The sequence below is a fragment of the Kribbella sp. CCNWLW201 genome (genome assembly GCF_037203805.1).
Taxonomy (GTDB): Bacteria; Actinomycetota; Actinomycetes; order Propionibacteriales; family Kribbellaceae; genus Kribbella.
Window position 1 is genome coordinate 36,552 of sequence record NZ_JBBCBQ010000017.1, and the last position, 24,971, is coordinate 61,522.

A 24,971-nucleotide genomic window follows, 5' to 3' on the forward strand; every position below is an offset into this window, starting at 1 on the left:
CGGAACGTCGGGCTGAACGATCTGGGGGTTGTCTGTGGAGGATCAGGTATGGGTTCTGGTGCGGTGTCGTTCCACGGGATCGTGGCGCAGCGAGCCGAAGCCCGCCCGGACGACGAGCTCGTGCGACTCGCAGGCGGCCCGCCCTGGACCGCCGCAGCCCTGTGGGAGCGTGCACTGGCGATCGCCGGCGGCCTGTCCCGATACGTCGAACCAGGTACGGCGGTAGCAACCAGCCTCCCGCCAGGCCCAGAAGCGATCGCGGTGACAACAGCAATCTCAGCCCTCCGAGCAATCGAGCTCCCACTCACCCCAGACCTGGACAAGCACTGGATCCAGACCCTAAAGACAGCAACCAACTGCACCACCACCATCACCAGCCACCTCGGCCACACGGTGGTCGAACACGGGGTGTTACCAGCCGCTCCGACCGGACCCGGACTACGCCCGGACGCCCTGCCGGTTGGAGTCTTGCTGGACGAGTTGGTTGCTGAGGGGCGGCGGGTTTCGCCGTATAAGAGTGCGCCGGGGGATCCGGCTGCTGTGATGACGACGTCGGGGACGACTGGGCGGGTGAAGGGTGCGCTGTTGCCGGTGGCCGCCGGTCCGGGGCAGGCGGCTCGGGTGCAGCGGGCGATGGGGTATGACGAGTCCGACGTGCTTTACAGCTTCTTCTCCTGGCAGCACATCAATGCGCGTCATGCGGCCTTCCTGCCGGCGGTGCTGTCCGGCGCGCGGCTAGTGATCAGCCCGCGGTTCTCGGCCTCCGGATTCCTCGACACAGTCCGGACCGAAGGGATCACCGCCTTCAACTTCATGGGCGCCGTGTGCGCACTCCTCCTCCGCCAACCACCGTCCGACCGGGATCGCGACCACCTGGTCCGGCGCGCGTACGGCGGGCCGGCGCCGGAGCACCTGTTCCACGCGATGCGGGACCGCTTCGGCATCACGCTTCTCCAGGCGTATGCCTGTACCGAGTTGGGCGACGTGGCGACGACGTACGCGGGTGATGTCCGTCCAGGCGCCGCCGGCCGACCGGTACCCGAATACGAACTGAGGATTGTCGACAATGCGGATGTCGACGTTCCGAAGGGCGACGTCGGCGAGTTGCTCGTCCGTCCCGAGCAGCCAGACCTGACGTTCAGCACCTACATCGGGGATCCTGCGGCGACCGAGCGCGCCTGGCGAGGTGGCTGGTTCCACACCGGTGATCAGGTGCGGTTGGACGACGGGTGGTTGTATTTCGAAGGCCGGAGTGCGGACGTCGTACGGCGGCGTGGCATCAACATCTCCCCCGACGCGGTCGAGGAAGCCATTGCGAGCATGCCGGGTGTCGCCGAGGTTGCGGTGGTCGGTGTCCCATCCGAGTTCACCGAGGACGAGGTGCTCGCGGTCGTCGTACCCGGGCCCGGGGTGGTTCTGGACCCGGCTGAGGTACGGCGTCATTGCGCCGACCGGCTGCCACGGCATGCACTCCCCCGCTTCGTCAGCGTCGAAGATTCGCTGCCGCGTAACGCCAATCTGAAGGTGTCCAGAGCCGAGCTGCGATCTCGTGGCCTACTGCCCGGCACCTGGGACGCCGAAACGGAGAAGTCATGAGCCGCCTGCGTGTACTCGACCTGACCGACGAGCTGGCGCGTGCCGCCGGCCGACTGTTCGTCGGAATGGGTGCCGACGTCATCCGGATCGAGCGCACCCGAACGACCGCCCGCGCGGATCGATTGCACTGGCACTCGGGTCAACGCGTACTGCACCTGCCCGACGACGCCGAGCTGGGTCCCGTGCTGGATCGCCTGCTCCCCGAGGCGGACGTCGTACTCGAGTCCGGACCACTCGACCAGCTCCGCACGCTGAAACTGCGCGGTGCCGACTGGCAACACGTGGCGCATGTCGTCGTCACGCCGTTCGGGACCTGGGGGCCGTGCAAGTCGTGGCGAGCGGACGATGTTGTCGCCACGGCAGCAGGCGGGATGGCGTGGCTCGGTGGCACGCCCGGTGAGGCACCCGAACCACCGCCGCGGGCGCAGGCCGGTCAGCTGGCCGGCACCCATGCCGCGATCGCCGCGATGCTCGCACTGCTCGCCCGACAACGGACCGGCGTCGGCCAACTCGCTGAGATCTCGGTCCAGGAGGTGGTGGCCGCGACGCTGGAGACTGGCGCGATCTCGTGGATCCACGCCGGCACGATCCCGGGCCGGACGTCGGGTGTGTACGGGCATGTCGCGCATCGGGTCTTCGCGACGAAGGACGGCCACGTGGCCGGAGGCTACTCGGGACCCAACCGGATGTGGGACGACCTCCTCGCCTGGATGGCTGAGGAGGGCGAAGCGGCGGACCTGACCGAGGACCGCTGGCAGGACGCGTCGTATCGCTGGCAACATCGCCCGTACGTCGACGAAGTGGTCGGAGCGTTCGTCGCCAAGCACACCGCGGACGAGATCGCGACCGGCGCCCGCGCCAGAGGGTTGCCCTGGGCAACGGTCGCCGCGCCGGACGACGTACTGAAGAACCCACAACTACTCGACCGCCAGTTCTTCCTCGACATCGAAACCGCCGCCGGCCCGATCCGCGACGTCGGCTTCCCCTTCAAGTCCCTCCAGCGTCCGGTGCGACTTCACGAACCGCAGGACGTCGACGCAACGGTCACCTGGCTGGACCGTGACGAGCCGAGGGCGCCCAGACACCGTGCATCGACGCGCGAAGTCGCACCGGACGGCGCCACGCCCGGAGCCGCACCGGACGGCGTACCGCGCGAAGTCGCGCCGGACCGCCTCACGCGCGGAATCGCGCCGGACGGTGTCACGCGCGGGGTCGCGCCGGTCGGAGTGGCGCGTGGGGCGGCTTTGGACGGTGTTCGGGTGCTCGATCTGACCTGGGTGTTGGCCGGGCCGTATGCGACAAAGCTGTTGGCTGAGCACGGTGCCGATATCGTGAAGGTCGAGTCGATGCATCGGCAGGATCCGACCCGGTTCGCGCCCTCGATGCGGTTGCGGCCGGAGGCGACGTACGACGACAGCGGCTACTTCCTGAACTTCAACCGCAACAAGCGCAGCCTCGCGCTCAACCTGCGCAAACCCGAGGCTCAGGAGCTCCTGCGGCAACTGGTCCCGGTCGTCGATGTCGTGATCGAGAACTTCAGCCCCGGCGTCCTCGACCGTTGGGGTCTCGGCTACCAGCAACTGCGCGAGCTCAACCCTAACGTGGTACTCGTGTCGATGGCCGGCGTCGGGCAGACCGGTCCGTGGCGGAAGGCGGTGACATTCGCGGACACCCTGGCCGCGATGTCCGGGCTAACCTACGAGACGGGTCGGCCGCCGCAAGGGTTGACCTTCGGACTCGGCGACATGGTCGCCGCCAACGCCGCCACCCTCGCCACCTTGGACCTGCTTCACCAAGGCGTCGGCGGCCACGTCGACCTGTCCCAACTGGAAGCGATGGCAGCCCACCTCGGCCCAGCCGTCCTCGAACCACAACCTGCCCAGGCCGGTTCGCGCATCCTCAGAACCGCCGGCGAGGACCGCTGGATCGCCATCGGCACCGCGGCCAACGACGCGACCGATCGTGCGACCGACGGCGCGACCGGTGCCGCGACCAACCGCGCGACCGACGACGCGACCCATGAGGCGACCGACGAGGTGCTGGCTGCCGCACTCGGCACCACAGTGTCCGAGCTCACAGACGTCATCGCGGAGCAGGACGCCGACGCACTCGCGGAACGCCTGCAAACGCTCGGCTTCCCCGCCTATCCCGTCCGCGACGGCCGCGATCTGGTCGACCACGACCCACAACTCGCCGCCGGCGGCTTCTACCAACAGCTGAATCATCCGCTCGCCGGCCCAGTCGCACACGAGGGCGTCGTAGCACACCTCCACGGCACCCCCGGCGGCCTCTGGCAACCCGCTCCACTCCTCGGCCAACACACCGACGAACTCCTGACCGAACTCCTCGACCTCACCCCAGACCGCCTCGCCGACCTCCGCAAAGAAGGAGTCCTCGAATGAACGACGGCTTCCAGATCAGGTACGACGGACCGGTCGCAACGCTGGCCATCGACAACGGCCCGGTGAACACGGTGGATCCCGGGCTGATCGAGCGGCTAATCAAGGGTTTGCCGGCGCTGACCGACGATCCCGATGTCCGGTGCATCGTTGTCCGCGGCAAGGACAAGGTGTTCGTCGGTGGGGCCGACATCACCGTGATGCGTCGCCTGGAGCCGGCGACGTACCGGGCGATGCGGCGGTGGGTCGAGGTGCAGCGAGCTCTCGAGCTCGCCTCGAAGCCGGTGATCGCGGCTCTCAACGGTCATGCGCTCGGCGGTGGCGCCGAGCTGGCGCTGGCGTGCGACCTGCGGATCCTGCACGCCCGCGCGACCTTCGGCTTCCCCGAAACGCGACTCGGCATCTTCCCGGGCGCGGGCGGTTCGCAACGCCTCCCCCGGCTGATCGGCCCGCACCGCGCCAAGCGACTCATCATCGACGGGACTCGACTCACAGCCGACGAAGCCCTGAAAGAAGGTCTCGTCGACATCGTGGCCGGTGACGACTTCGACGAGGTCGTCGACCGGGAGGCGACCCGGCTCGCCCAGCTGCCGACCGCAACGATCGGTCTGGTCAAGCAGGTCATCGACCGCGGTTGGGGCCTACCGATCGAGGAGGCGATGGCGGTCGAGGAGGAGTACGTGCTGCGCAACCTCGACCTCGAGGACGCCGCCGAGGGCCTACAAGCATTCCTCGACAAGCGCCCACCGTCGTTCACCGGCCGTTAGTGCCAAGCGGTGCTGGGGCGACAACACGCGGCCCAAGTCCGGCAACCGCCACCCCAACTGACCCCGCTCCCTGGTGGGCCAGCCAACCAAAGTGTGGGTTCGCCCACCGGATTCTGGTTGGCCAACCCACCTTCTCGTGGGCTGACCCACGAGAGGTGGTTCGCCGGCGGCGCAGGGGCGGTGAGGTGGATGTGGGGCTAGTTGATCTGTTGGGTGGCGGCTACCTTGCGCATGACCTCGGTGAGGGCGGCGGCGTATCTGGTGGTGTCGGCGCGGAAGGTTGGGGCGGTGATGGAGAGGGCCCCGAGCAACAGTTCGCTGCTGCCGAACACCGGCACGGCGACCGAGCAGTAGCCGATCGCCGTCTCCTCGAGTTCGATCGCGTGGCCGGCGGTGCGCACCTTGCGGATCTGTTCGCGCAGCATGCCCGGCAGCGAGACCGTCGACGGTGTCAGTCGCTCCAGCGGCCGGGCGAGCACCTCCTCCAGCAAGGTCGGCGCGGAGTAGGCCAGCAGGACCTTGCCGGTCGCCGTACAGTGCAGCGGCATCCGGCCGGCGATCCGCGACGGTTTCGCCGCCTGCGGATTGGCGCTGATCTTCTCCAGGTACAGCACCTCGAGACCGTCCCGGACAGCCAGATGGATGGTCTCCTTGGTGGCGTGGTGCAGGCTCTCCATGTAGGGCCGCACGGTGTCGCGCAGGACCCGGAACCGCGGGACTCGCGAGCCCAGCTCGAAGGCCCGCATCCCCAACCGGTATTCCGCACCAGACCGCTCCAGCATGCCCCACTCCAGCAGCTCCTGGGCCAGCCGGTGGACGGATGCCTTGGAGATGCCGGTACGGCGGGACAACTCGGACAACGAGACGTCGGTGTCGTCGAGCTGGAAGGCCTCGAGGATCAGCCGGGTCTTGCCCAGCACGCTGTTGGCCCCGTCACCGAGACCTTCGCCGTACCGCCGCGGACTGACTTCCTCCACACACAGAACAGTACGCACGACCTCAGTTGATCTGGTGCGTCAACGCGACCTTCCGGCTCACGGCGGTCAGCGCGGCGGCGTTCGCGGCGCAGTCCGCGCGGAAGGTCGGTGCGGTGATCGACAGGGCGCCGAGCAGCAGACCGCTGCTGCCGAACAGCGGTACCGCGACCGAGCAGTACCCGATGACCGTCTCCTCCAACTCCACCGCGTGACCGACCGTGCGAATCTTGCGCACCTGCTCCCGCAGCGCCCCCGGCATGATGACCGTGGACGGCGTCAGGCGTTCGAGCGGCCGGGCCAGTACGTCGTCGAGCAGCGTGGGCGGCGAATACGCGAGCAGGATCTTGCCGGTCGCGGTGCAGTGCAGCGGCATCCGGCCGGCGATCCGGGACGGCCGCGCCGCCTGCGGCCCGCCGGCGATCTTCTCCAGGTACAGCACTTCCAGGCCGTCCAGGACAGCCAGGTGGACGGCCTCCTTGACCCTGTGGTGCAGGCTCTCCATCGATTGCCGCAGCTCGTCGCGCAGCACGCGGAACCGCGGCACCCGTGAGCCCAGCTCGAACGCCCGCATCCCGAGTCGGTACTCCGCCCCGGACCGCTCCAGCATGCCCCACTCCAGCAACTCCTGGGCCAGCCGATGCACGGACGCCTTCGAGATGCCGGTACGGCGGGACAGCTCCGACAGCGACAGGTCGAGCTCGTCGATCTGGAACGCCTCGAGGATCAGCCGGGCCTTGCCCAGCACGCTGTTCGCGCCGGCGCCGAGACCCTCGCCGTACGGTCGAGCCCGCGGAACGTCCATCTCACAACCTTTCGACGAACAGCACGGTCCGGACGAGGATCTCGACCAGTCGCCGCATCTCCCCCAGGTCGGCCAGGTTCATCCCCGCGGTGAAGTCCGGCGGCTCCCCGGTCGGGGTCGCCGGCACCTTCGGCATCCCGACCCGCGCGGTCGGTACGCCGCGCATTCGCAGGATGTTGGCGTCGGTCGCGCCGCTGTTGGCCATGATCGGCACGTGCCGCTCCCCCGCGACGGCCTCCCACGCGGCCACGGCGGCCCGGACGATCGGCTCATCAGGCGAGGTATGCGACGCAGGTACGGCGGCCACCTGCTCGACCCGGAGTTCCGCGCCCAGCTTCTCGCCGAGGCGTTCGACCTCTGTGCGCACCTCGCGGGTGACACCGGCCGGTGTCTGCGCCGTGGTGATGCGCAGGTCGAGCCGCAGCCGGACCAGGGCGGCAGTCGAGGCGGCGAGACGCTCCGAGCCACCGCTGATCGACGACACGATCCCTTGCGGGCGCATCGTGCCGTGCTCATGACGTACGGCGTACTCGTCCAGCCACGACTCCAGGTGTCCGGCCACCTCGCCCGCGAGCGCGACCCCGTTGCGGTAAGGCAGGCGGTGGCGGCTGCCGGCGTACGTGTGGATCCCTGGCACCAGTACGTCGAGCCAGACCAGCCCGACCTCCTCGTGCGAGACCGTCCATCCCGGTTTGGCGATGACGGCGTAGTCGGTGGTGAACCCGCGTTCGAGCAGGAACGCCGCGCCGACCCCATGGCCGGTGTTCTGTCGTCCAACCTCGATGGCGAAGCTCGGCATCCCGCCCGCGCCGAATCCGCCGACCACGTCGCCCGGGAGTTCGACGCCCGACTCCGCCAAGGCCGCCAACGTCACCATGACACAGGCCGCGTGGCCCTTCGGGTTCCCGGCGCCGAGACCCTGCACCAGGTCGCCGTACAGCGTCGCCCGCGGCAGCATGTCCGGCCGCATCGCCAGAGTGGCCGACGGTACGTCGTACGTCGGATCGCCGGTGGTGAACGTGTCGAGCGGTGCGTAGAGCAGGGTGGACGGGCCGTTGCCGCCGGCCACTGTGCCGACCGCGTTGGCCTGCAGGTGATCCAGCTGTTGAAGCTTCGCCGCGACACCGTGGGTTGTCAGATCGTCGACAATCCAATTGGCGACCATGGCCTCCGCGCCGGTCGGGCTGGGGATGTCGACGACTCCGCAGATCGCCTCCGCCAGGCGGTCGCGGGTGACGTACTCCATCACCCGCGCAACCGCCTGCCCGGTGGTCATGGTCAGCTCCCCGGCAGGATCACCGCGCGGCCGCGCAGGCCGCCGGTCGCCAGTAGATGCAGTGCCTTCGGTGCGTCGTCCATTGCGAACGACTGGACGTCGAGCGTCAGCTCCCCCTTGGCGAGGAGTTCCGCGAGCAGCGGGGCGTACTCGCGTGCCGAGGCCTCGCGACGGATCATGTTCACCGGCAACAGCGCCACGTCGTCGAGCAACCAGCTCGGCACATCGAGACCCAGTTCCTTGCCGGCGACGTACCCGACGACCACCGCACGCCCGCCCGGCCGCACCCAGCGCGAGCGTTCAGCCACCGCCTGGCCTCCGAGCGTGTCCACGAGCAGCGTCGCCGGCCGTTCCTTCAACAGCTCGGCCGCACGCTCTTCGTCGCCCAGGAGCACGGCCTCGACACCAGCGGGCAGCCGATCAGCCTGGGCGGAGTCGACGACCCCGAGCACCGTGCATCCGGCCCGCACCGCGAGCTGCGCAACCATCGAGCCCACAGCACCCGCGGCACCGGCGACCACCACAACCTCACCCTCGCTGCCGCCTCCGGCGGCGGCGTCAAAGAAGGAGGAAGAGGAGGCGGCGGCGTCAGCCGCGGAGGTGCTGGTCGAGGAGCCGGCGCTGGGCCATGCTCCTAGGCGGGCGATGTCGTGGAGGGCGACGTAGGCCGTTGTTGTCGGGACGAAGTAGGTTGCGCCGATCTCGGGTGGGAGGTCGGCCGGCAGTGGGGACGCGGCCTTGCGGGTGGCGACGAAGTCCGCCCAGGTTCCGTCGCGGAGCAGGCCGAGGCCGCCGCCGCGCAGGACCACGCGCGTGCCCGGCTCGTGGATCTCCGACGAGACGACGATGCCGCAGCCCTCGACCCCTCCGACGTATGGGAGTTGCGGCTTGAGGTCGAACGTCCCGCTCGCGACGGTGAGGTCGAGGTGGGACACGGCGGCCGCCTCGACCCGGACGAGCGTCTCGCCTTCCTTCACGAGCGGCGACGGGACGTCCTCGACCACCGGCTCGGCGCCCCACTCGTGAATCCGCAGCGCACGCATCAGGACGCCGGGTGCTTCGCGAGGAACTCGAGGCTCAGCTCGTTGTAGCGGGCCGCCTGCTCGTGTTGCGGCCAGTGCCCGCACTCGTCGAAGAGCACCAGCTCCGAGCCGGCGATGGCCTCGTGCATGGCGTTCGCCTCCGGGACCTCACCGAACGGGTTGTTCCGGCCCCACACCACCAGTGTCGGGACGGTGATCTGGGCCAGGTGCTCCGGACGGAGGACGTTGCGCAGCCGGACCTCCATGTTCTGCAGGCAAAGCAGGTTGTCGATGTTCTCGACGAAGTCGGGCTGGTGGTAGATCGCGTGCCGTACCGCGACGAGCTCCTCGGTCGCGTCCACCGGATCCGCCATCAGCAGCCGCATCCGCGCCCGGGTCAGCTCGACGTCATCACGCGACACGGCCTCCCGAGTGCTGGTCCGGATCCGTTCCATCACCTGCGGGTTGGCGACAGTCCCGCCCGCACACAGCAACTGCAGCGACGCGATCCGGTCCGGTGCGTCGATCGCCGTACGGGCGCCGACCCAGCCGCCGAGGGACTCGCCGACGATGTGGGCGGACTCGATGCCGACGGCATCCATGTACGCGAGCAGGTGGTCACGGTAGCGCGGGATCTCGTACGGGTAGTCCGGCTTGCCGGTGTAGCCGTGACCGAGCATGTCGATCGCGTGGCAGGCGTACCGCTCGGCGTGCGCGCCGAGGTTGCGGGTGAACGCCTCCAGGTGGCCGCTGGTGCCGTGCAGGAAGATCACCGGTTCACCGGACCCGGCCTGCAGCGACCGGGTCGGAACGCTGCCGGCGTCCACCGTGCTGAGGCGGAACTCCGTGCCGGTCAGCTCGGTCCAGATGGTCTCGGCCAGCGTCATATCGTTCCTCCAGAAGGGTGCTGGTTGATCCGGTGGATCTGTGTGTTGCTCCGGGCAAGCAGTTTGCGCAGTACGACGACCAGCGCCGGGACGGCGAGGACGACGAGGATCTTCTTCATCGGATCTCCTGGATCACGGATGGTCGACGGAGCGCAGGAAACCGTCGACCACGGCGTGGTAGGCGGCCGGTCGCTCCTCCTGCAGGTGGTGCGACACGTGGTCCATCACGTGCAGGTTCCCGCGCTGCACCATCCGCGCCAGCATCATCGGGTAGTCGGGCGTGAGGAACGCGTCCTCACGTCCCCAGACGAAGAGCGCCGGCGCCTCGATCAGGCCGAGCTCGGCGGTCAGGTCCTGCCAGTCGCCGCGCGGGGAGTCCGACATCGCAGCCAGTTCACGTTCACCCGGGTCGAGGCTCTGCTGGTACCGCAGGTCGACGGTCTCCTCGGGCAGCCGGTCGGCGTCGTACCACTCCAGCCGGGTGATCAGGGCGCGCATCTTGTCCCGGGTCGGTCCTTCGCCGCCGTAGTAGATGTCACGGGCGGCACGGCCGCGGTGGCCTCGCTCCGGCAGCGGAGTAAGCGGTCCGTAGAAGACCGGCATGCTGCCCGTGACGACCAGGGAACGGACGCGCTCGGGGTAGCGCGCGGCCAGGCACAGCGCGATGGTGCCGCCCCACGAGTTGCAGATGAAGTCGGCCTTCTCGACGCCGAGCGTGTCCATCAACTCGACCGTCTTCGCGGCGTGGAAGTCCCACATCGGGCCGGTGATCCGGCACTTGTCGGACTGGCCGTATTGCAGGATGTCGACAATCAAACAATGCCGATCCGCAGCGAAGTACGGCGCCACCGGGCCGAAGTCACTCCATCCGGTGCAGCCGGGACCGCCGCCGTGCAAGAAGATCGTGTCCGGGCCTTCACCCAGTTCGTGGAAGTGGTACTTCACGTCGCCGGCCGCGGCGAAGCGGCTTTCCGGCGCCGGCCCGGCCGGTGGTGAGGTCAGGCGAGTCATCGGCGTACCTCCGAAGGATCGAGGACAGCGACGCCCATGCCGGTGAGCCATTCGGGCATCGGTGCGTAGGCAAGGCGTCGGCCCGGAATGAAACCGAGGGTTGCCGCCATCACGAGCCAGGTGCGGAGTTCCTGACCGCCGTTCCCGGCGACCGCTTCCAGCTCGGCGGCAGTCATCGAGGCATAGCGCCGCAGGTCGCCCTTCTCGAGGTCGTCGAGGAATGCCTCGTCGAACTCGGGGAAGATGGTCGGACGGGCGGACACGATGATCTCCCGGCGACGTGCGTCGTACCGCTCCCACTCACCGCGCCCGTTCAGCCAGGCCTCGACCAGGAACGCTTCGTCATCGCCATCCGGGTCGGTCCAGTCCGAAGGCCACGGAAGCTGGTGGGACAGCCCGCCGGAGGCGACCACGACCACACGCTTGTTCCCGGGAGCGGTCGCCAACTGCTCACCGAGCTGAACACAACGATCCAGCGTCGGAAGCGGTTGGGCGAACACGTTGACGACCAGCGGGACCACCGGTACGTCGATGCCGTCGAGCAGATACTGGATCGCATGCGATTGGCCGTGGTCGATCTGCAACCGTGCAGAGATCGCGACCTCAGTCCCCGCCTCGACCAAGTGTGTGGCCAGGGACTGAGCGAACGCAGGGTCGGTCCGCTGCGGACCCTTCGGCGTACCGGACTCGCCGGACGCGATCACCTCGCCGACGCCGAGGGTGAAGGACGGGATCAGGTCCAGCCAGAAGCCGCGGAAGTGGTTGGAGCCGACGATCACCACGACATCGGGACGCGCGTCGGCGATCGCCTGCCTGGCTTCGGACAAGGCATCGCGGAAGGCCTTGGCACGGTCAGTGTGCACGACCTGGTCCCAATGGGTGTTCATCAGCGTCGAATGGGACGCTCCGACCCCGAGGACGATCTCAGCCATCAGTGGGCTCGATTCCGGCGGCACGCAGGCGGTCGAGGCGGTCCTCAGTGACGTCCTCGGCGAGTTTGCGCCACTGCAGCAGCGAGTCGTCCGGGCGGTACAGCTTCTCCGGCGGCGCGTCGGTGACCTCGACCATCCACTTGTCCTGGCCGGAGAACTGGCCGTGGAACAGCCAGCGCACCGCGCCGAGGTACTTGGCGTAGAAGGGCAGCGTCTTCAGCCCCTGCTTGAAGTCCGCCAGCACGCCGACGTAGAGATGGTTGTCCTCGTCCACAGGGACGTAGAACTCGTAGTGGATGAAGGTCGGGTAGGCGATCCGCAGGACACCAGGCATGCTGACCGAGGCAAAGCCCGGGAACTCCTGCGCCGCGATCACCGGATTGGTCTCGCGATGCGTCGAGGTGTTGCCGATGTTCTTGGTCTCCGCCGGCGGCTTCAGCTTGTACCAGGCCTTGCCTGTCCAGTGCCCCAGTCCCGGGAAGTCGGCGTCCCAGAACTGCTCCTGCTGCACCCGGTAGATCCACCGGCCACGCTTGGTGATCTTGGTCGTGTTCCAGACCGGCATCGGCTTGAACAGCCGCCACAGCGCGGTCCGGTGCAGGTACTTCGCGTGGCCCTCGTCGTACCCGTTCTCGCAGGCGAACCGCCAGTTCCCCTCCCGCGGCTGGATCCGCGCACCGACCACGGCCGGGTTCGACACGAGCTCCTCGGGCAGCTGCTCGTCGATCGGATGCGGTGGTTCGCCGTCGCCGACGTACACCCAGACCATCCCGAGCCGCTCCTCGACGTCGTACGTCGGCTGCGTCACCTTCCCGCAGATCGGCGACTGCGGCCCGTCCGTGATCGCGGCCTTGAGGTCGCCGGTCTCCAGGTCGAAGGTCCAGCCGTGGTAGACGCAGGACACCGTGCCCGGGAACTGCTTGTTGCCGTAGCTCAGCGGAACGCCGCGGTGCGGGCAGCGGTCCTTCATGCCGAAGACCTTGCCGTTGTCCCGGATGACGAACAGCCGCTCACCGAGCAGGGTCACCTGGCGCGGCTTCTCCCCCACCTGCGACGAGAAGCAGACCGGGTACCAGTAGCCGCGGAAACCGGCCTTCGCGGCCTGGTAGTGCGGCCAACTCGACCAGTCCTGACGACCGGGCAGCCGGCCGGCCCGGTGCTTACGTACCTGCCTTCGGTCAACGGTGTCGGTCACGTCAGCTCCACTGGTCGTCGCAATCGGTGCGGTGAGCACATCACCGGCCTGCGGGCGCGACCAACAACTTCGGTTCGTCTGACGGAACACCTCTGCCGGCACGGCTGAATCTGGGCCGGTGGTCCGGTGAGCGGTCCCGATCACGGGACGTCCCGCGGACGCCGTACCTACATTCGAGCGCATCCCCGTTGTGGCGGAGCCCACCATGACCGAGCCCAGGAGGCCTCTCGTGACCACCTCCCACATCGTCTCGACCGACGTACTGATCGTCGGCGCGGGACCGACCGGCCTGTACGGCGCCTACTACGCCGGCTTCCGTGGCCTGAGTACGACGGTCGTCGACGTCCTGCCGCAGTCCGGCGGGCAGGTGATGGCGCTCTACCCGGAGAAGCAGATCCGCGACGTCGCCGCCATCCCCGCGATCAAGGGCCGCGATTTCGTCGCCGCACTGGTCGAACAGGCATCGTCGTACGAGCCGACGTACCTGCTGGGCCGGCAGGCGTTGACGCTCGAGCACACCGAGGACGAGGCCGTGGTGACGCTGGATGACGGCACAGTCGTCCGGGCCCGCGCCGTGGTACTCACGTCGGGTATCGGTACGCCGACGCCGCGGCCACTGGAATGCGGTGAGGAGTGGCTCGGTACCGGGCTGTCGTACTTCGTCACGGAGCCGGAGCGGCATGCCGACCAGGACGTCGTCATCGTCGGTGGCGGGGACAGCGCGCTCGACTGGGCGGATGCGTTGGAGCCGATCGCGCGGTCCGTCACCCTCGTGCACCGCCGCAAGGTCTTCCGCGGTCATGCCGCGACACTCGAACGCGTGAAATCCGGCCGCACCCGGCTGCACACCGACACCCAGGTGGTCGCGCTCGAAGGAGACAAGGACCGGCTCGCGAAGGTCACGCTGCGGTCGAATGACGGCCAGGAGACCGTCGTCCCGGCTGACCACGTGATCGCCGCCCTCGGGTTCATCAGCGATCTGGGTCCGTTGCGCGACTGGGGTCTCGAGCTCCGCGGCCGGTCGGTCGCCGTCGACCGGGCGATGCGGACCAACCTGCCCCGGGTGTTCGCCGCCGGGGACCTCACCGACTACGACGGCAAGGTCAAGCTGATGTCCGTCGGCTTCGGCGAGGTCGCCACCGCCATGAACCACGTGGCCGTGGACCTGGACCCCGACCTGACTCTGTTCCCCGGCCATTCCACCGACGCCGCCTGAAAGGGATCGCCATGAGCTACGTGATCGGCGCCGACTGCATCGACGTCCTCGACCGTTCCTGTGTCGAGGTGTGCCCGGTCGACTGCATCTACGTCGGCGGACGCAAGAGCTACATCAATGGCAACGAGTGCATCGACTGCGGTGCCTGCGAGGTCGAGTGCCCGGTCGAGGCGATCGTCGTCGACCGCGTCGCCCGCAAAGACCCCGCGCTGAAGGCACACCTGGCCGATGCCCGAGCCTTCTTCGAACTGCCCCTGCCCGGCCGGTCCGAACCACTCGGCGACCCCGGTGGCGCCCAGAAGCTCGGCGAGGTCGGCGTCGACACACCACTCGTCGCCGGATGATCATCAGGCGTGGGTACGCCGACACGCCGTACGGGCAGCTGCACTACGCCGAGACCGGATCCGGGCCGGCGATGTTGCTGCTGCACCAGACCCCTCGCTCGTACGACGAGTTCCGCGAGGTCCAGCCGTTGCTGGCCGGACGGCATCGCGTGATCGCGATGGACATGCTCGGTTTCGGGCTGAGCGCCGTACTGGAGAAGCCGCAGACGATCGAGCAGTACGCAGCCGGTGCCTTCGCCTTGCTGGACGCGCTGTCGATCGACGATGCGGTGGTGCTCGGTCATCACACCGGTGCCGCGGTGGCGCTGGAGATGGCGGCTTCGCGTCCGGAGCGGGTGGGTGCGTTGGTGTTGTCATCGCCGCCGTCGGCGGGCCCGGAGTACCGGTCCGGTCGGGTGAGCGTTGACAATGTCGAACCTGATGCCAATGGCAACCATCTGGCTGAGCTCTGGCGGATTCGTCAGCAGTACTACCCTGCCGGACGGCCCGATCTGCTCGAGCGGTTCATCAGGGACGCGCTGGCTGTGGACCCGGCCGAGGGCCATCGGGCCTGCCACCGCTACCGGATGGAAGACCGCGTCGGGCTCGTCACAGCCCCCGTGCTGCTCATCGGCGCCAGTGCCGACCCCTTCGCGCTGCCGAACCTCGCCGTACTCCAGAAGCAACTGACCGCCGCTCGCTCCGTCGACTCGGCGATCATCGAGGGCGGCATGATCCCGTTGATGGAGCAGGCGCCGCGGGAAGTCGCCGAGCTGGTCGAATCCTTCCTTCTCAGCCTGCCCAGGTCTCCAGGTTCCGGAGCACGGCCGAATTCAGCCGGACCTGCGCGACTCACCAACCCTCGCAGCGGGCCGCTCTGAGTCCACGGCCGAGCGTGAGCCGCGTTGATCGTGAGGGGTTGGTGAGTGACGGACGTCCGCCAGTGCAGTGAAGCCAGCGTGCGCGCACTCGCCACGGCGGCTTCACTCGCGCTCAAAGACGGCACTGCCCGCGACTGTGGGGAGATTGCTGCTGGCAAGCGATTGCCGGCAGCACGGTGGTCGCAGTCGATGGCACACTACCCACACTCGACCCGCGGGTTGGGTCAGCAGGCAGCACGGTGGCTTCAGTGTGCGGCGGTTACGCGGTAGACGCTTGGGTTGCTTTCTGGGTGGCTCCGGCCAGGTCGAGGGCGATGTCGACGATCATGTCCTCCTGCCCGCCGACCAACTTCCGCCGGCCGACCTCCACCAGGATCGTCCGTACGTCCAGGTCGTAGCGATCCGCGGCGACCTCGGCGTGCCTCAGGAAGCTCGAGTAGACACCCGCGTAGCCCAGCGTCAGCGTCTCGCGGTCGACCCGCACCGGCCGGTCCTGCAAGGGCCGGACGATGTCGTCGGCCGCGTCCTGGAGCGCGAACAGGTCGCAGCCGTGCTCCCAGCCCTGCAACGTCGCCACCGCCACGAACGGCTCGATCGGACAGTTCCCCGCTCCGGCGCCTTGGCCGGCGAGTGACGCATCGACCCTGGTCACGCCTTCCTCGACCGCGGCAACCGAATTGGCGACCGCGAGTGAGAGGTTCTCGTGCGCGTGGATCCCGATCTCGGTCGCGGGATCGAGCACATCGCGGTAGACCCGGACTCGCTCGCGTACGCCGTCCATCAGGAGGCGGCCGCCGGAATCGGTGACGTAGACGCAGTGAGCGCCGTACGACTCCATCAGCGCGGCCTGTTTCGCGAGCTCACCGGCGGGCGCGAGGTGGCTCATCATCAGGAAGCCGGCCACGTCCATCCCGAGTTCGCGCGCGGTCGCGATGTGCTGCGCCGAGACGTCGGCCTCGGTGCAATGTGTTGCCACCCGCACCGACCTGACGCCCAGACTGTGCGCGCGCTTCAGGTCGTGGATGGTGCCGATCCCCGGCAGCAACAGCGTCGTCAGCCGGGCGCGCGAGAGGTTGGCCGCTGCGGTCTCGATCCACTCCCAGTCGGCATGCGAACCCGGGCCGTAGGTGAGGCTGCCGCCGGCCAGACCGTCGCCGTGAGCAACCTCGATCCCGTCCACCCCAGCCGCGTCCAGCGCCGCCACGATCCGCGCAAGATCGGCCGGCTCCATCCGATGCCGAACGGCGTGCATGCCATCCCGCAGGGTGACGTCCTGAATGAAGAGCCTGGTCATGGGGCCTCCCGGCCTGGACTGAGGAGCGGAGGGAGCGAAGCGACTGGAGTGACGAGGGAAGGCTGGGAGTCAAAGCCCCATGACCCGCCGCGCCGGAGGCGTGGCATCAACAGAGTCATGGGCGGGCGATCCTTTCGGCTGCGGCGAGTGCGGCGGACGTCATGATGTCGAGGTTGCCGGCGTACGACGGGAGGTAGTGGGCGGCTCCTTCGACCTCGAGGAAGACCGACACCTGGTGCGTCACCGGGAGCCCGCCGGTCAGCGTGTGCACTGGTTGGTCCTTCGGCACCGCGGTGATCTGGACGTCCTGTTTGAGTCGGTAGCCCGGGACATAGCCGGCCACCACGTCGACCATCTCCTGAACCGACGACCGGATCCGTTCGTGGGTGTCCTCGTCGTCGGTGTTGATCAGGCAGAGCACGGTGTCGCGCATGATCAGCGGCGGCTCGGCCGGATTCAGCACGATCACGGCCTTGCCCCGCCGGGCACCGCCGACCCTCTCGATCGCGGCGGCAGTGGTCTCGGTGAACTCGTCGATGTTCGCCCTGGTCCCCGGACCGGCCGACTTCGACGCGATCGACGCGACGATCTCGGCGTACGGGACCGCGGTCACCCGGGCCACCGCGGCGACCACCGGGATGGTCGCCTGACCGCCGCAGGTGACCATGTTGACGTTGCTTTCGGCAATGTTCTGGTCGAGGTTCACCGCCGGTACGACGAACGGCCCGAGCGCGGCCGGAGTCAGGTCCACCAGCCGTTTGCCGTACGGCGCCAGCGCGCGAGCGTTCACCTCGTGCGCCTTGGCCGAGGTGGCGTCGAAGACGATCTCGATCTCGTCGAAACCGTCGAGCGCGATCAGGCCCTCGACCCCTTCGTGGGTCGTCGGCACGCCGAGCCGGGCGGCCCTGGCGAGTCCGTCGGAGGCGGGATCGATACCGACCATCGCGGCCAGCTCGAGCGTCTGCGACAGCCGCTTGATCTTGAACATCAGATCGGTGCCGATGTTGCCCGACCCGATCACGGCGACCTTCGTGCGTTCCATGAATCCCTTTCAGCTGAAGGAGACGGCGACGCGGCCGAGGCCGGACAGTTCGGCCTCCACCCGGGCGCCGGAAGTGACAGCGACCATCGGTCCGAGCGCACCCGAGAGGATGACCTGACCGGCGCGCAACGGCTCGCCCAGTTCGCGCGCCGTCCGGGCCAGCCAGGCAAGTGCCAGCAGCGGATCACCGAGACAGGCTTTGCCCGACCCCTCCGACGCTGTCTCGCCGTCCAGCCGCAGGCTCATCTGTACGTCGATCGGCTCGACCTCCCCGAGCGTCGCGCGAGCGTCGCCCAACACGAACAGACCGCTGGACGCGTTGTCCGCGACGGTGTCGCCGAAGCTGATGTCCCAGCCTGCAATCCGACTGTCGACAATCTCCAGGGCGGGCACCACGAACTCCACGGCATCCCGGACGGTCGTGTCGTCGATCAGACCGTCCAGATCCCGACCGAGGACGAAGGCCACCTCGGCCTCGATCTTCGGCTGCAACAGCACGCCTGCACCGACGACGCCGCCGTTCGCGACCTCCATGTCGGCGAACAGCACCCCGAAGTCCGGCCGATCCACCCCCAACTGCTGCTGGACTGCCGGCGACGTCAGCCCGATCTTCCGGCCGACCACACGACCCCCGGCCGCCAGTCGCTCGTCGACAATCACCTTCTGCACCGCATACGCCGTACTCACGTCGTCTCGGCCGATCAGGTCACGGACGGGTTCACACGGAGTCGTCGTGAGCGTCGCCTGCCGGAGTCGCTCGGCAGCGGCGTGGATCGTCATGCGAGTTCTCCCGGGAAGTGGCAGGCTACGGACTGGTGGTTGCGGCGGGGCAGGAGTTCCGGGTCTTGCTCCGCGCAGATGGTCCGGTCGGCGTGGACGAGTGGACCGATCGGGCAGCGGGTGCGGAACCGGCAGCCGGACGGTGGGTTGGCAGGACTCGGCAGGTCGCCTTGGAGGACGATCTGTTCGCGGGTGCGCTCCTCGACGGTCGGTGTCGGCGACGAGGACAGCAGCGCGACCGTGTACGGGTGCTGCGGGTCGCCGTACACCTCGGCCGCCGTACCGGTCTCCACGATGCGGCCGAGGTACATCACCGCGACCCGGTCGCTCAGGTGACGGACCACGGACAGGTCGTGTGCGATGAACAGGTAGCCGAGACCGAGTTCGCGCTGGAGTTCCTCGAGCAGGTTGATGATCTGCGCCTGGATCGACATGTCCAGGGCCGACACCGGCTCGTCGAGGATGAGCACTTTCGGCCGGCGGGCAAGTGCCCGGGCGATGCCGATGCGCTGCCGTTGACCGCCGGAGAACGCATGCGGATAGCGGTCGAGGTACTCCCGCCGCAGGCCGACCCGGTCCATCAGTGCGTTCGACTCCGCTTCCAGCTCCGCGCCGCGCAGACCGCGCAGCGACAGGGCCTCGGCGAGGGACTGACGGACCGTACGGCGTGGATTCAGCGACGCGTAGGGATCCTGGAACACGTACTGGATCGACGAGCGGATCCGACCCACCTGCTCGTCACCCATCGACGTGACGTCGTCACCGTCGACCTCGACGGAGCCACCTGCCACCGGCGTGATGCCGACGATGCTGCGCGAGAGCGTCGACTTGCCACAGCCGCTCTCGCCGACCAGGCCGAGTGTCTCGCCGGCGTGTACCGCCAGGCTGACCGAGTCGACGGCGTACACCGGAGGGTCGCGGTGGAACAGACCCCGGCGACGCGAGCCGACATCGACCCGCAGGTCGCGCACTTCCAGGACCGGGTCCGTGCCGATGGCTGCGCCATCCTCAACCGACACAGGCTCGGATTCCAGGGTGACGTCGATGGCGACGCCGCGTTGTGCCACGAAGCAGGCGGACAGCTGGCCCTCACCGCCCACCTGGAGCAGCGCCGGGACCTCCTGCCGGCAGCCGTCCTCGGCGAACCCGCAGCGAGGCGCGAACGAACAGCCCGGCGGCAGCGCCGACGGATCGGGCGGCGAACCGGGGATGGCCGGCAATGGTTGCCCAAGGCGCTCATCGTCCAGCCGTGGCATCGCCGCCAGCAGCGCGGCCGTGTACGGGTGACGGGGTGTGCGGAGGACCTGCTCGACCGTGCCCTGCTCGACGACGCGACCGCCGTACATCACCGCGACCCGGGTACACAGCTCGGCGACCACACCCATGTCGTGGGTGATGATCGCGATCGCCAGCCCGAGCTCCTCGCGGAGTTTGAGCAGCAGCCGCAGGATCTGCGCCTGGATCGTGACGTCGAGCGCGGTGGTCGGCTCGTCCGCGATCAGCAGCACCGGGTCGTTGGCCAGCGCGATCGCGATCACGACGCGCTGCCGCATCCCGCCGGAGAACTGGTGCGGATACTGGTCGATCCTGACCGCGGCGTCGGGGATGCCCACCTGGTCCAGCAGTTCCAGCGCCCGCCCGCGCGCCGCCCGCTTGGCGGTGCCGTGCAGGGTGAGCGCCTCGATGATCTGGTCGCCGATCGTCATCACCGGATTCAGCGCGGCCTGCGGATCCTGGAAGACCATCGCCACGCCGCTCCCCCGCCGGCGCCGCATCTCCCGCTCCGGCAGCGACAGCAGGTCCTCACCGTCGAACTCGACCGACCCGCCGACGATCTCGCCGGGCGCCCGGACCATCCGCATGATCGAGCGAGCGGTGACCGACTTGCCGGAGCCGGACTCGCCGACGATGCCGAGCACGTCGCCGGGATTGATGTCGAAGCTGACGTCGTTGACGGCCCGCACACAGCTCTGGCCGATGTTGAACTCGGTCCGCAAGTTCCGGACCCGCAGCAGCGCGCGGCCCGCCTCGGACCTCGCCGGAGTCTTCACAACCGTCGGATTGCTCACCGGTTCACCGCCTCGTTGAGGGCGTCCGCGATCAGGCTGAACGCCAGCGCGAGCAGAAGAAGGATCAGTGCGGGACCGATCAGGTACGTCGGCGCCTGCGTGACGAACCGCAGTCCGTTGTTCAGCAGCACCCCGAGCGACGGCGTCGGCGGCTGCACACCCAGCCCGACGATGCTCAGCCCGGCCTCGATATACACGCCGATCACCATCCAGACCGAAGCGTTCACCACGATCGAGTCCATCGCGTTCGGCACGATGTGGCGGGTCAGCACCTTCGGTTTCGATACGCCGAGAACACGCGCGGCCAGCACGTACTCACGCGACTGCTGAGACAGCCACGCCGCCCGGGCCAGCCGGCCGGCCGTGGGCATACCGGAGATCAGGATGGTCAGGAACAGGGCGAGCCAGCCCGGGCCGAGGACCGCCACCAAGCAGATGCCCAGCAGCAGACCCGGGAACCCGACCACCACGTCGAACAGTCGCTGCACGCCCTCGCCGAGCCGTTCCGAGATCGCCCCGGCCAGCCCAAGCAGCATCCCGAGCGCCATGCTCAGCGGTACGGCGGCGAAGATCAGACTGAGGTCGATCCGCAGCCCGTAGACGCTGCGGGTGAGGATGTCGCGGCCGAACTCGTCCAGCCCGAACGGGTGTGCGGCCGACATCCCGGTCAGCGACGAACTGCCCTGCTGGTCGTAGCCGCCGGGGAACAGTACCGGCGCCAGCACCGCCGCGAGGACGAGGATGCTCAGCAGGGTCAGGCCGATGATGCCGCGCGGGGTGCGGAATGCCGACAGGTAACGCGTCACCGTCGGGTTGAGCCGGCGGGTGGTCCGGGCTCGTTCTGTGGCTTCGATGCTCGTCATCTCTACTCTCCCAGCCGGATTCGGGGATCGAGGGCGGCCAGGATGATCTCGGTGAACAACTGGCACACGACGGCCACGAAGACCGCACCCAGGATCAGCACCTGCAGGACGGTGAAGTCCCGCGACTGCACACTCGTCACGGCCAGCTGGCCGAGGCCGTTCCGGGCGAAGATCGCCTCGATCACGACCGCACCGGCCAGCACGTGCCCCATCTGCAGGCCGACCGCGACGACCGCGCTGCCGAGGCTGTTGCGGAACACGTGCCGGAAGGTGATCCGCCGCCGCGACGCGCCCTTGCTGACGGCCAGATCGACGAACTCCGCTTTCCGCATCGTCGCCATCTCGGTCTGGATGAACCGGGCCACGACCGCCGCCGGACCGAGCGCGAGGGCGAGCGAGGGCAGCACCAGGTACTGGATCCCGATCGCCGGATTCTCCAGGATGCCGACCTCACCGCTGACCGGGAGCCAGCGGTTGAACACGCCGAACACGAGGATGAAGCCCAGCCCGACCACGAACGACGGAACGGCGACGAACAGGCTGTCGGTGAAGTCGAGCAGCGCCCGCACCCAGCCGATCCGGGCCGAGCCGGCCAGGATGCCGAGCCCGGCCCCGATGACGATCACGAACAGCGTGGACAGCACGGCCAGCTCGAGCGTGCTGCCGATCCGGTCCCCGATCAGACTGCCCACGCTGCGGTGCAACAGGAACGACTCCCCCAGGTCCCCGCGGAACAGTCCGCCGACCCAGTCGACGTACTGCACCACCGGAGACCGGTTCAATCCCAACTGCTCACGAATCGCCGCGATGGTCTCCGCGTCCGGGTTCTCCCCAGCCAGGACGACCGCCACGTCCCCCGGCGCGAGCCGGGGCAATGCGAACGCGATGATCGAACTCGCGAACAGCACGAAGAACACCGATGGTGCCTTGCGTAGCAGGAACCTGGTCATCAGGTCGTACCCTTCAGTCGCTCAGCCAGGCTTGGCCGAGGTTCAGGAAGCCCATCTGGGTCGGCGCGATGTCGTTCAGTGAGCTGGTCCGGACCGTCAGCGTCGGGCGGATGATCAGCGGCACCGCGAAGGACTCGTCCAGGAAGTAGGTGTTGAAGTCCTTCAGCGCCTTCTCCTGGTCGGCCTTCACACTCGCATTCGTCACCGCCTGGGTGAGCTTGGTGTACTCCGCACTCTCGAACTTGGAGACGTTGTTACTGGCAACAAGCTCGGGACGGGCCACCATCGCGGTGGCCGGCGAGTTGCCGTTGCCGGCCTGCATCAGGACCGCGGAGGTGGTGAACGTCCGGGTGGCGAGTCTCTGCTCGTAGTCGGGCACGTTCATGATCGCCGGGGTGGCGTTCAGGCCGACGGCGGTGAGGTTGTTCTTGACGATCTGGAAGATCGCGAGCGATTCGGGACCGTCCGCCACCGCGATGGTGATCGCCGTACCCGGCTTGACGCCCGCGTCGGTCAGCATCTGCTTCGCCTTGGCCTGGTCGTACTTGTAGTGACCCGCCTGGGCGGCGTCGTACCCGACCGTCGACGGTCGCCACGGCAAGCTGGCCGACTGGGCCTTGCCGCCTTCGACCTGCTGGACGATCCGGTGGCGGTCCATCGCGTACTGGACGGCCTGCCGGACGGCCTTGTTGTCGAACGGAGGCTTCGTCACGTTGAGAGCGAGCGGGAACGCCGCACCGCCGGAGCTGACCAGGGCGAAGCCCTGCTGCTCACCGAGACTGCGTGCGTCCACCGGTGGTACGCCGACCGCGTACTGCGCCCGTCCGCTACGGATCGCCGACACCAGCGCCGTCGGGTCCTTGATCATGCTGATCTCGATCGCGTCGAGGTGCGTGTTCGCCGCGTCGCGGTACTTGGCGTACTTGGCGAGCTCGATCTTGCCGCCCGGTGTGTACGACTTCCACTCGAACCGGCCGGTGCCGTCCACATTCTTGCCGGCCGCATAGTCGGCGTACGAGTCCTTGTTCAGGATCGGCAGCGTCTCGAACAGGTCGAAGACGTTCGGCAGCGGTTTGGCGAAGGTCAGCGCGAGCTCGGTGTCGCTCTTGGCCTCCACGCCGCTGATCTGGGCGGCGATCTTCTGGTTCGCGGCACCGACGGCCGGGTCCTTCGCCTTGTTCAGCGTGAACACGACATCGGCGGCGGTCAGCTTGCGGCCGCTGTGGAAGGTGACGTCGTCGCGCAGCTTGACCGTCATACTCTTGCCGTCCGAGGCCAGCGTCCACGACGACGCAAGCACGCCCTTGGGTTCAGCGGTCTGCGGATCGATCAGAGTGAGCGTCTCGAGGACGGCGTACTCCGACACGATGTTGCCGATCGCGGTCTTCAGGAACGAGCCCGGGTCGGCGTCGTAGGCCTGAGCGACCACCAGCGTGCCGCCGTTGCGGGCCGGCCCGGCGCTCTGCGCGGCCTGGCCGGCGTTCTGCGTGGCGGCACTGCATGCCGCGCCGGCCAGCATCACCGCGGCGGCCGCCGCCGCTACCGCTGTCTTCTTGAGTGACATCGAAACTCCTCGAGCTAGTCCTGACACCTGCCGTGAACGGGAGTGCGAAGCGCAGTGAGGAAACGCCGGGGCGGCGACCGGATCGGGTCCGGTCCTCGCAGTGATCGCCACACTGTAGGACTGGCGGATCGGCCCCGCGCCGCTCTCGGTTCGCTGACCGGAACACCGTCCGGCCGAGGCTCACGGGCGGCGGCTAGCGTCCGATGTCATGCCCCTCGCTTACGGCTTCACCTCGTACGGCGGCCCTGACGTCCAGCGCTTCCTCGACCTCCCCAGCCCCGAACCCGGACCCGGTGAGGTGCTCGTCGAGGTCCAGGCGGCCGGCGTGAACCCGGTGGACTGGAAGGTCCGGGAAGGCATGCACCGCGCGTTCCTTCCGCTCGAGTTTCCCGCCGTACTCGGTCGTGAGGTCGCCGGGATCGTCGTACGGTCCGGGCCTGATGCCGGTTTCGAGCCGGGCGATCGGATCTGCGGTCCCACGGTTGGCGGCTGCGGCGGTTACGCCGAGTTCGCGCTGGTCCCGGCGGAACGTGCGGCCCGGATGCCGGCCGGCCTGTCGTTCACGGATGCCGCTGTGCTTCCGATCGCGGCTGGTACGGCGTACGACTCGATCGAAGCGTTGGACCTCAGACCGGGTGAGAGCCTGCTGATTCTCGGGGTCGGCGGCGGTGTCGGCACGGTTGCCGCGCAACTGGCGGTCATGCGTGGGATCGAGGTGGCCGGGACGGCCAGCCCGGCGAAACACGTGTACGTCGAGTCACTCGGAGTCGTTGCCTACGACCATGATCAGGTTCCGCCACCGGCGGACGCCGTACTCGATCTGGTCGGTGGGAACGCTTTGCACAAGGTGACCGGCGACCGGATCCTCAGCGTGGCGGATCCGGAGGTCCTCGCACAGTACGGCGCTCGTCCGCTCCAGCGCAGCGGCGATCCGAGTGTGCTCGCCGTACTGACAGAGTTGGTCGCGAACGGCAAGCTCGACCCAGGTGTCCGGCACGTACTCCCGTTCGCCGAAGCGGGTGACGCGCTCGCGCTGGTCGAAGCCGGTCAGGTGACCGGGAAGATCGTGATCGGTTTGCCTACCGGACCACGAGGCTGACCGTGCCCGCCGATTCGTCCTTAGCA

Annotated in this window: 23 protein-coding genes; 7 read left to right on the forward strand and 16 right to left on the reverse strand. The window is 68.5% G+C overall.

The window, feature by feature from the left end; genetic code table 11:
- The first annotated feature begins 48 nt into the window (after positions 1 to 48).
- Genes V9K99_RS40740 through V9K99_RS40750 form a run of 3 tightly spaced genes read left to right on the forward strand, consistent with a single transcriptional unit; the run spans position 49 to position 4,762 of the window.
- Complete coding sequence (locus V9K99_RS40740) at positions 49 to 1,596, forward strand: AMP-binding protein (protein WP_337324206.1); 1,548 nt, start codon at positions 49 to 51, stop codon at positions 1,594 to 1,596.
- Entirely contained in the window at positions 1,593 to 3,998 is a 2,406-nt protein-coding gene (locus V9K99_RS40745) for a CaiB/BaiF CoA-transferase family protein (protein ID WP_337324207.1), read from the forward strand. The genes V9K99_RS40740 and V9K99_RS40745 overlap by 4 nt, the downstream gene beginning before the upstream one ends.
- Positions 3,995 to 4,762 carry an enoyl-CoA hydratase/isomerase family protein gene (locus tag V9K99_RS40750; RefSeq protein WP_337324208.1) on the forward strand — a complete coding sequence of 256 codons (768 nt, stop codon included), beginning with the start codon at positions 3,995 to 3,997 and terminating at the stop codon, positions 4,760 to 4,762. Before V9K99_RS40745 ends, V9K99_RS40750 begins: the two co-directional genes overlap by 4 nt.
- A 197-nt stretch (positions 4,763 to 4,959) precedes the next feature.
- Here the strand turns inward: V9K99_RS40750 and V9K99_RS40755 are convergent, their stop codons facing one another.
- Genes V9K99_RS40755 through V9K99_RS40795 form a run of 9 tightly spaced genes read right to left on the reverse strand, consistent with a single transcriptional unit; the run spans position 4,960 to position 12,864 of the window.
- Positions 4,960 to 5,739, reverse strand: coding sequence for an IclR family transcriptional regulator (locus tag V9K99_RS40755; protein WP_337324209.1), 780 nt, complete (start codon positions 5,737 to 5,739; stop codon positions 4,960 to 4,962).
- Positions 5,740 to 5,761: 22 nt separating this feature from the next.
- Complete coding sequence (locus V9K99_RS40760) at positions 5,762 to 6,541, reverse strand: IclR family transcriptional regulator (RefSeq protein WP_337324210.1); 780 nt, start codon at positions 6,539 to 6,541, stop codon at positions 5,762 to 5,764.
- A gap of 1 nt (position 6,542) precedes the next feature.
- A complete protein-coding gene (locus V9K99_RS40765) occupies positions 6,543 to 7,817 on the reverse strand; it encodes a M20/M25/M40 family metallo-hydrolase (RefSeq protein ID WP_337324211.1) in 1,275 nt (424 codons plus the stop codon).
- A gap of 2 nt (positions 7,818 to 7,819) precedes the next feature.
- Positions 7,820 to 8,860, reverse strand: coding sequence for a zinc-binding dehydrogenase (locus V9K99_RS40770; RefSeq protein WP_337324212.1), 1,041 nt, complete (start codon positions 8,858 to 8,860; stop codon positions 7,820 to 7,822).
- Positions 8,860 to 9,726, reverse strand: a complete 867-nt coding sequence (locus V9K99_RS40775; RefSeq protein ID WP_337324213.1) for an alpha/beta fold hydrolase — start codon at positions 9,724 to 9,726, stop codon at positions 8,860 to 8,862. Before V9K99_RS40775 ends, V9K99_RS40770 begins: the two co-directional genes overlap by 1 nt.
- Positions 9,723 to 9,845 carry a hypothetical protein gene (locus V9K99_RS40780; protein ID WP_337324214.1) on the reverse strand — a complete coding sequence of 41 codons (123 nt, stop codon included), beginning with the start codon at positions 9,843 to 9,845 and terminating at the stop codon, positions 9,723 to 9,725. Before V9K99_RS40780 ends, V9K99_RS40775 begins: the two co-directional genes overlap by 4 nt.
- A 13-nt stretch (positions 9,846 to 9,858) precedes the next feature.
- On the reverse strand, positions 9,859 to 10,737 hold the full coding sequence (locus V9K99_RS40785; protein ID WP_337324215.1) for an alpha/beta fold hydrolase: 879 nt from the start codon (positions 10,735 to 10,737) through the stop codon (positions 9,859 to 9,861).
- On the reverse strand, positions 10,734 to 11,669 hold the full coding sequence (locus tag V9K99_RS40790; protein ID WP_337324216.1) for a hypothetical protein: 936 nt from the start codon (positions 11,667 to 11,669) through the stop codon (positions 10,734 to 10,736). Before V9K99_RS40790 ends, V9K99_RS40785 begins: the two co-directional genes overlap by 4 nt.
- Positions 11,662 to 12,864 (reverse strand): Rieske 2Fe-2S domain-containing protein, encoded by a 1,203-nt coding sequence (locus V9K99_RS40795; RefSeq protein ID WP_337324217.1) that lies wholly within the window; start codon positions 12,862 to 12,864, stop codon positions 11,662 to 11,664. The genes V9K99_RS40790 and V9K99_RS40795 overlap by 8 nt, the downstream gene beginning before the upstream one ends.
- Positions 12,865 to 13,093: 229 nt before the next feature.
- On the opposite strand from V9K99_RS40795, the gene V9K99_RS40800 reads away from it, so the two are divergent.
- Genes V9K99_RS40800 through V9K99_RS40810 form a run of 3 tightly spaced genes read left to right on the forward strand, consistent with a single transcriptional unit; the run spans position 13,094 to position 15,284 of the window.
- Complete coding sequence (locus tag V9K99_RS40800) at positions 13,094 to 14,080, forward strand: NAD(P)/FAD-dependent oxidoreductase (protein WP_337324218.1); 987 nt, start codon at positions 13,094 to 13,096, stop codon at positions 14,078 to 14,080.
- A gap of 11 nt (positions 14,081 to 14,091) precedes the next feature.
- Positions 14,092 to 14,424 (forward strand): indolepyruvate ferredoxin oxidoreductase subunit alpha, encoded by a 333-nt coding sequence (locus tag V9K99_RS40805; RefSeq protein ID WP_337324219.1) that lies wholly within the window; start codon positions 14,092 to 14,094, stop codon positions 14,422 to 14,424.
- Entirely contained in the window at positions 14,421 to 15,284 is an 864-nt protein-coding gene (locus V9K99_RS40810) for an alpha/beta fold hydrolase (RefSeq protein ID WP_337324220.1), read from the forward strand. Before V9K99_RS40805 ends, V9K99_RS40810 begins: the two co-directional genes overlap by 4 nt.
- A 259-nt stretch (positions 15,285 to 15,543) precedes the next feature.
- Here V9K99_RS40810 and dmpG read toward each other — a convergent pair whose 3' ends face one another.
- The 7 genes from dmpG to V9K99_RS40845 all read right to left on the reverse strand — a co-directional run bounded on the left by dmpG (position 15,544) and on the right by V9K99_RS40845 (position 23,846).
- Positions 15,544 to 16,578, reverse strand: coding sequence for a 4-hydroxy-2-oxovalerate aldolase (gene dmpG, locus V9K99_RS40815; RefSeq protein WP_337324221.1), 1,035 nt, complete (start codon positions 16,576 to 16,578; stop codon positions 15,544 to 15,546).
- Between the two features lie 115 nt (positions 16,579 to 16,693).
- Positions 16,694 to 17,620 (reverse strand): acetaldehyde dehydrogenase (acetylating), encoded by a 927-nt coding sequence (locus V9K99_RS40820; RefSeq protein WP_337324222.1) that lies wholly within the window; start codon positions 17,618 to 17,620, stop codon positions 16,694 to 16,696.
- Between the two features lie 9 nt (positions 17,621 to 17,629).
- A complete protein-coding gene (locus V9K99_RS40825) occupies positions 17,630 to 18,400 on the reverse strand; it encodes a 2-keto-4-pentenoate hydratase (protein WP_337324223.1) in 771 nt (256 codons plus the stop codon).
- Positions 18,397 to 20,469, reverse strand: coding sequence for an ABC transporter ATP-binding protein (locus V9K99_RS40830; protein WP_337324224.1), 2,073 nt, complete (start codon positions 20,467 to 20,469; stop codon positions 18,397 to 18,399). Before V9K99_RS40830 ends, V9K99_RS40825 begins: the two co-directional genes overlap by 4 nt.
- Complete coding sequence (locus tag V9K99_RS40835; protein WP_337324225.1) at positions 20,466 to 21,332, reverse strand: ABC transporter permease; 867 nt, start codon at positions 21,330 to 21,332, stop codon at positions 20,466 to 20,468. The genes V9K99_RS40830 and V9K99_RS40835 overlap by 4 nt, the downstream gene beginning before the upstream one ends.
- A 2-nt stretch (positions 21,333 to 21,334) precedes the next feature.
- Positions 21,335 to 22,282, reverse strand: a complete 948-nt coding sequence (locus V9K99_RS40840; protein WP_337324226.1) for an ABC transporter permease — start codon at positions 22,280 to 22,282, stop codon at positions 21,335 to 21,337.
- A gap of 13 nt (positions 22,283 to 22,295) precedes the next feature.
- Positions 22,296 to 23,846, reverse strand: coding sequence for an ABC transporter substrate-binding protein (locus tag V9K99_RS40845; protein ID WP_337324227.1), 1,551 nt, complete (start codon positions 23,844 to 23,846; stop codon positions 22,296 to 22,298).
- Positions 23,847 to 24,054: 208 nt separating this feature from the next.
- Between V9K99_RS40845 and V9K99_RS40850 the strand changes: the two genes are divergently transcribed.
- A complete protein-coding gene (locus tag V9K99_RS40850; RefSeq protein ID WP_337324228.1) occupies positions 24,055 to 24,945 on the forward strand; it encodes an NADP-dependent oxidoreductase in 891 nt (296 codons plus the stop codon).
- Positions 24,946 to 24,971 lie beyond the last annotated feature (26 nt).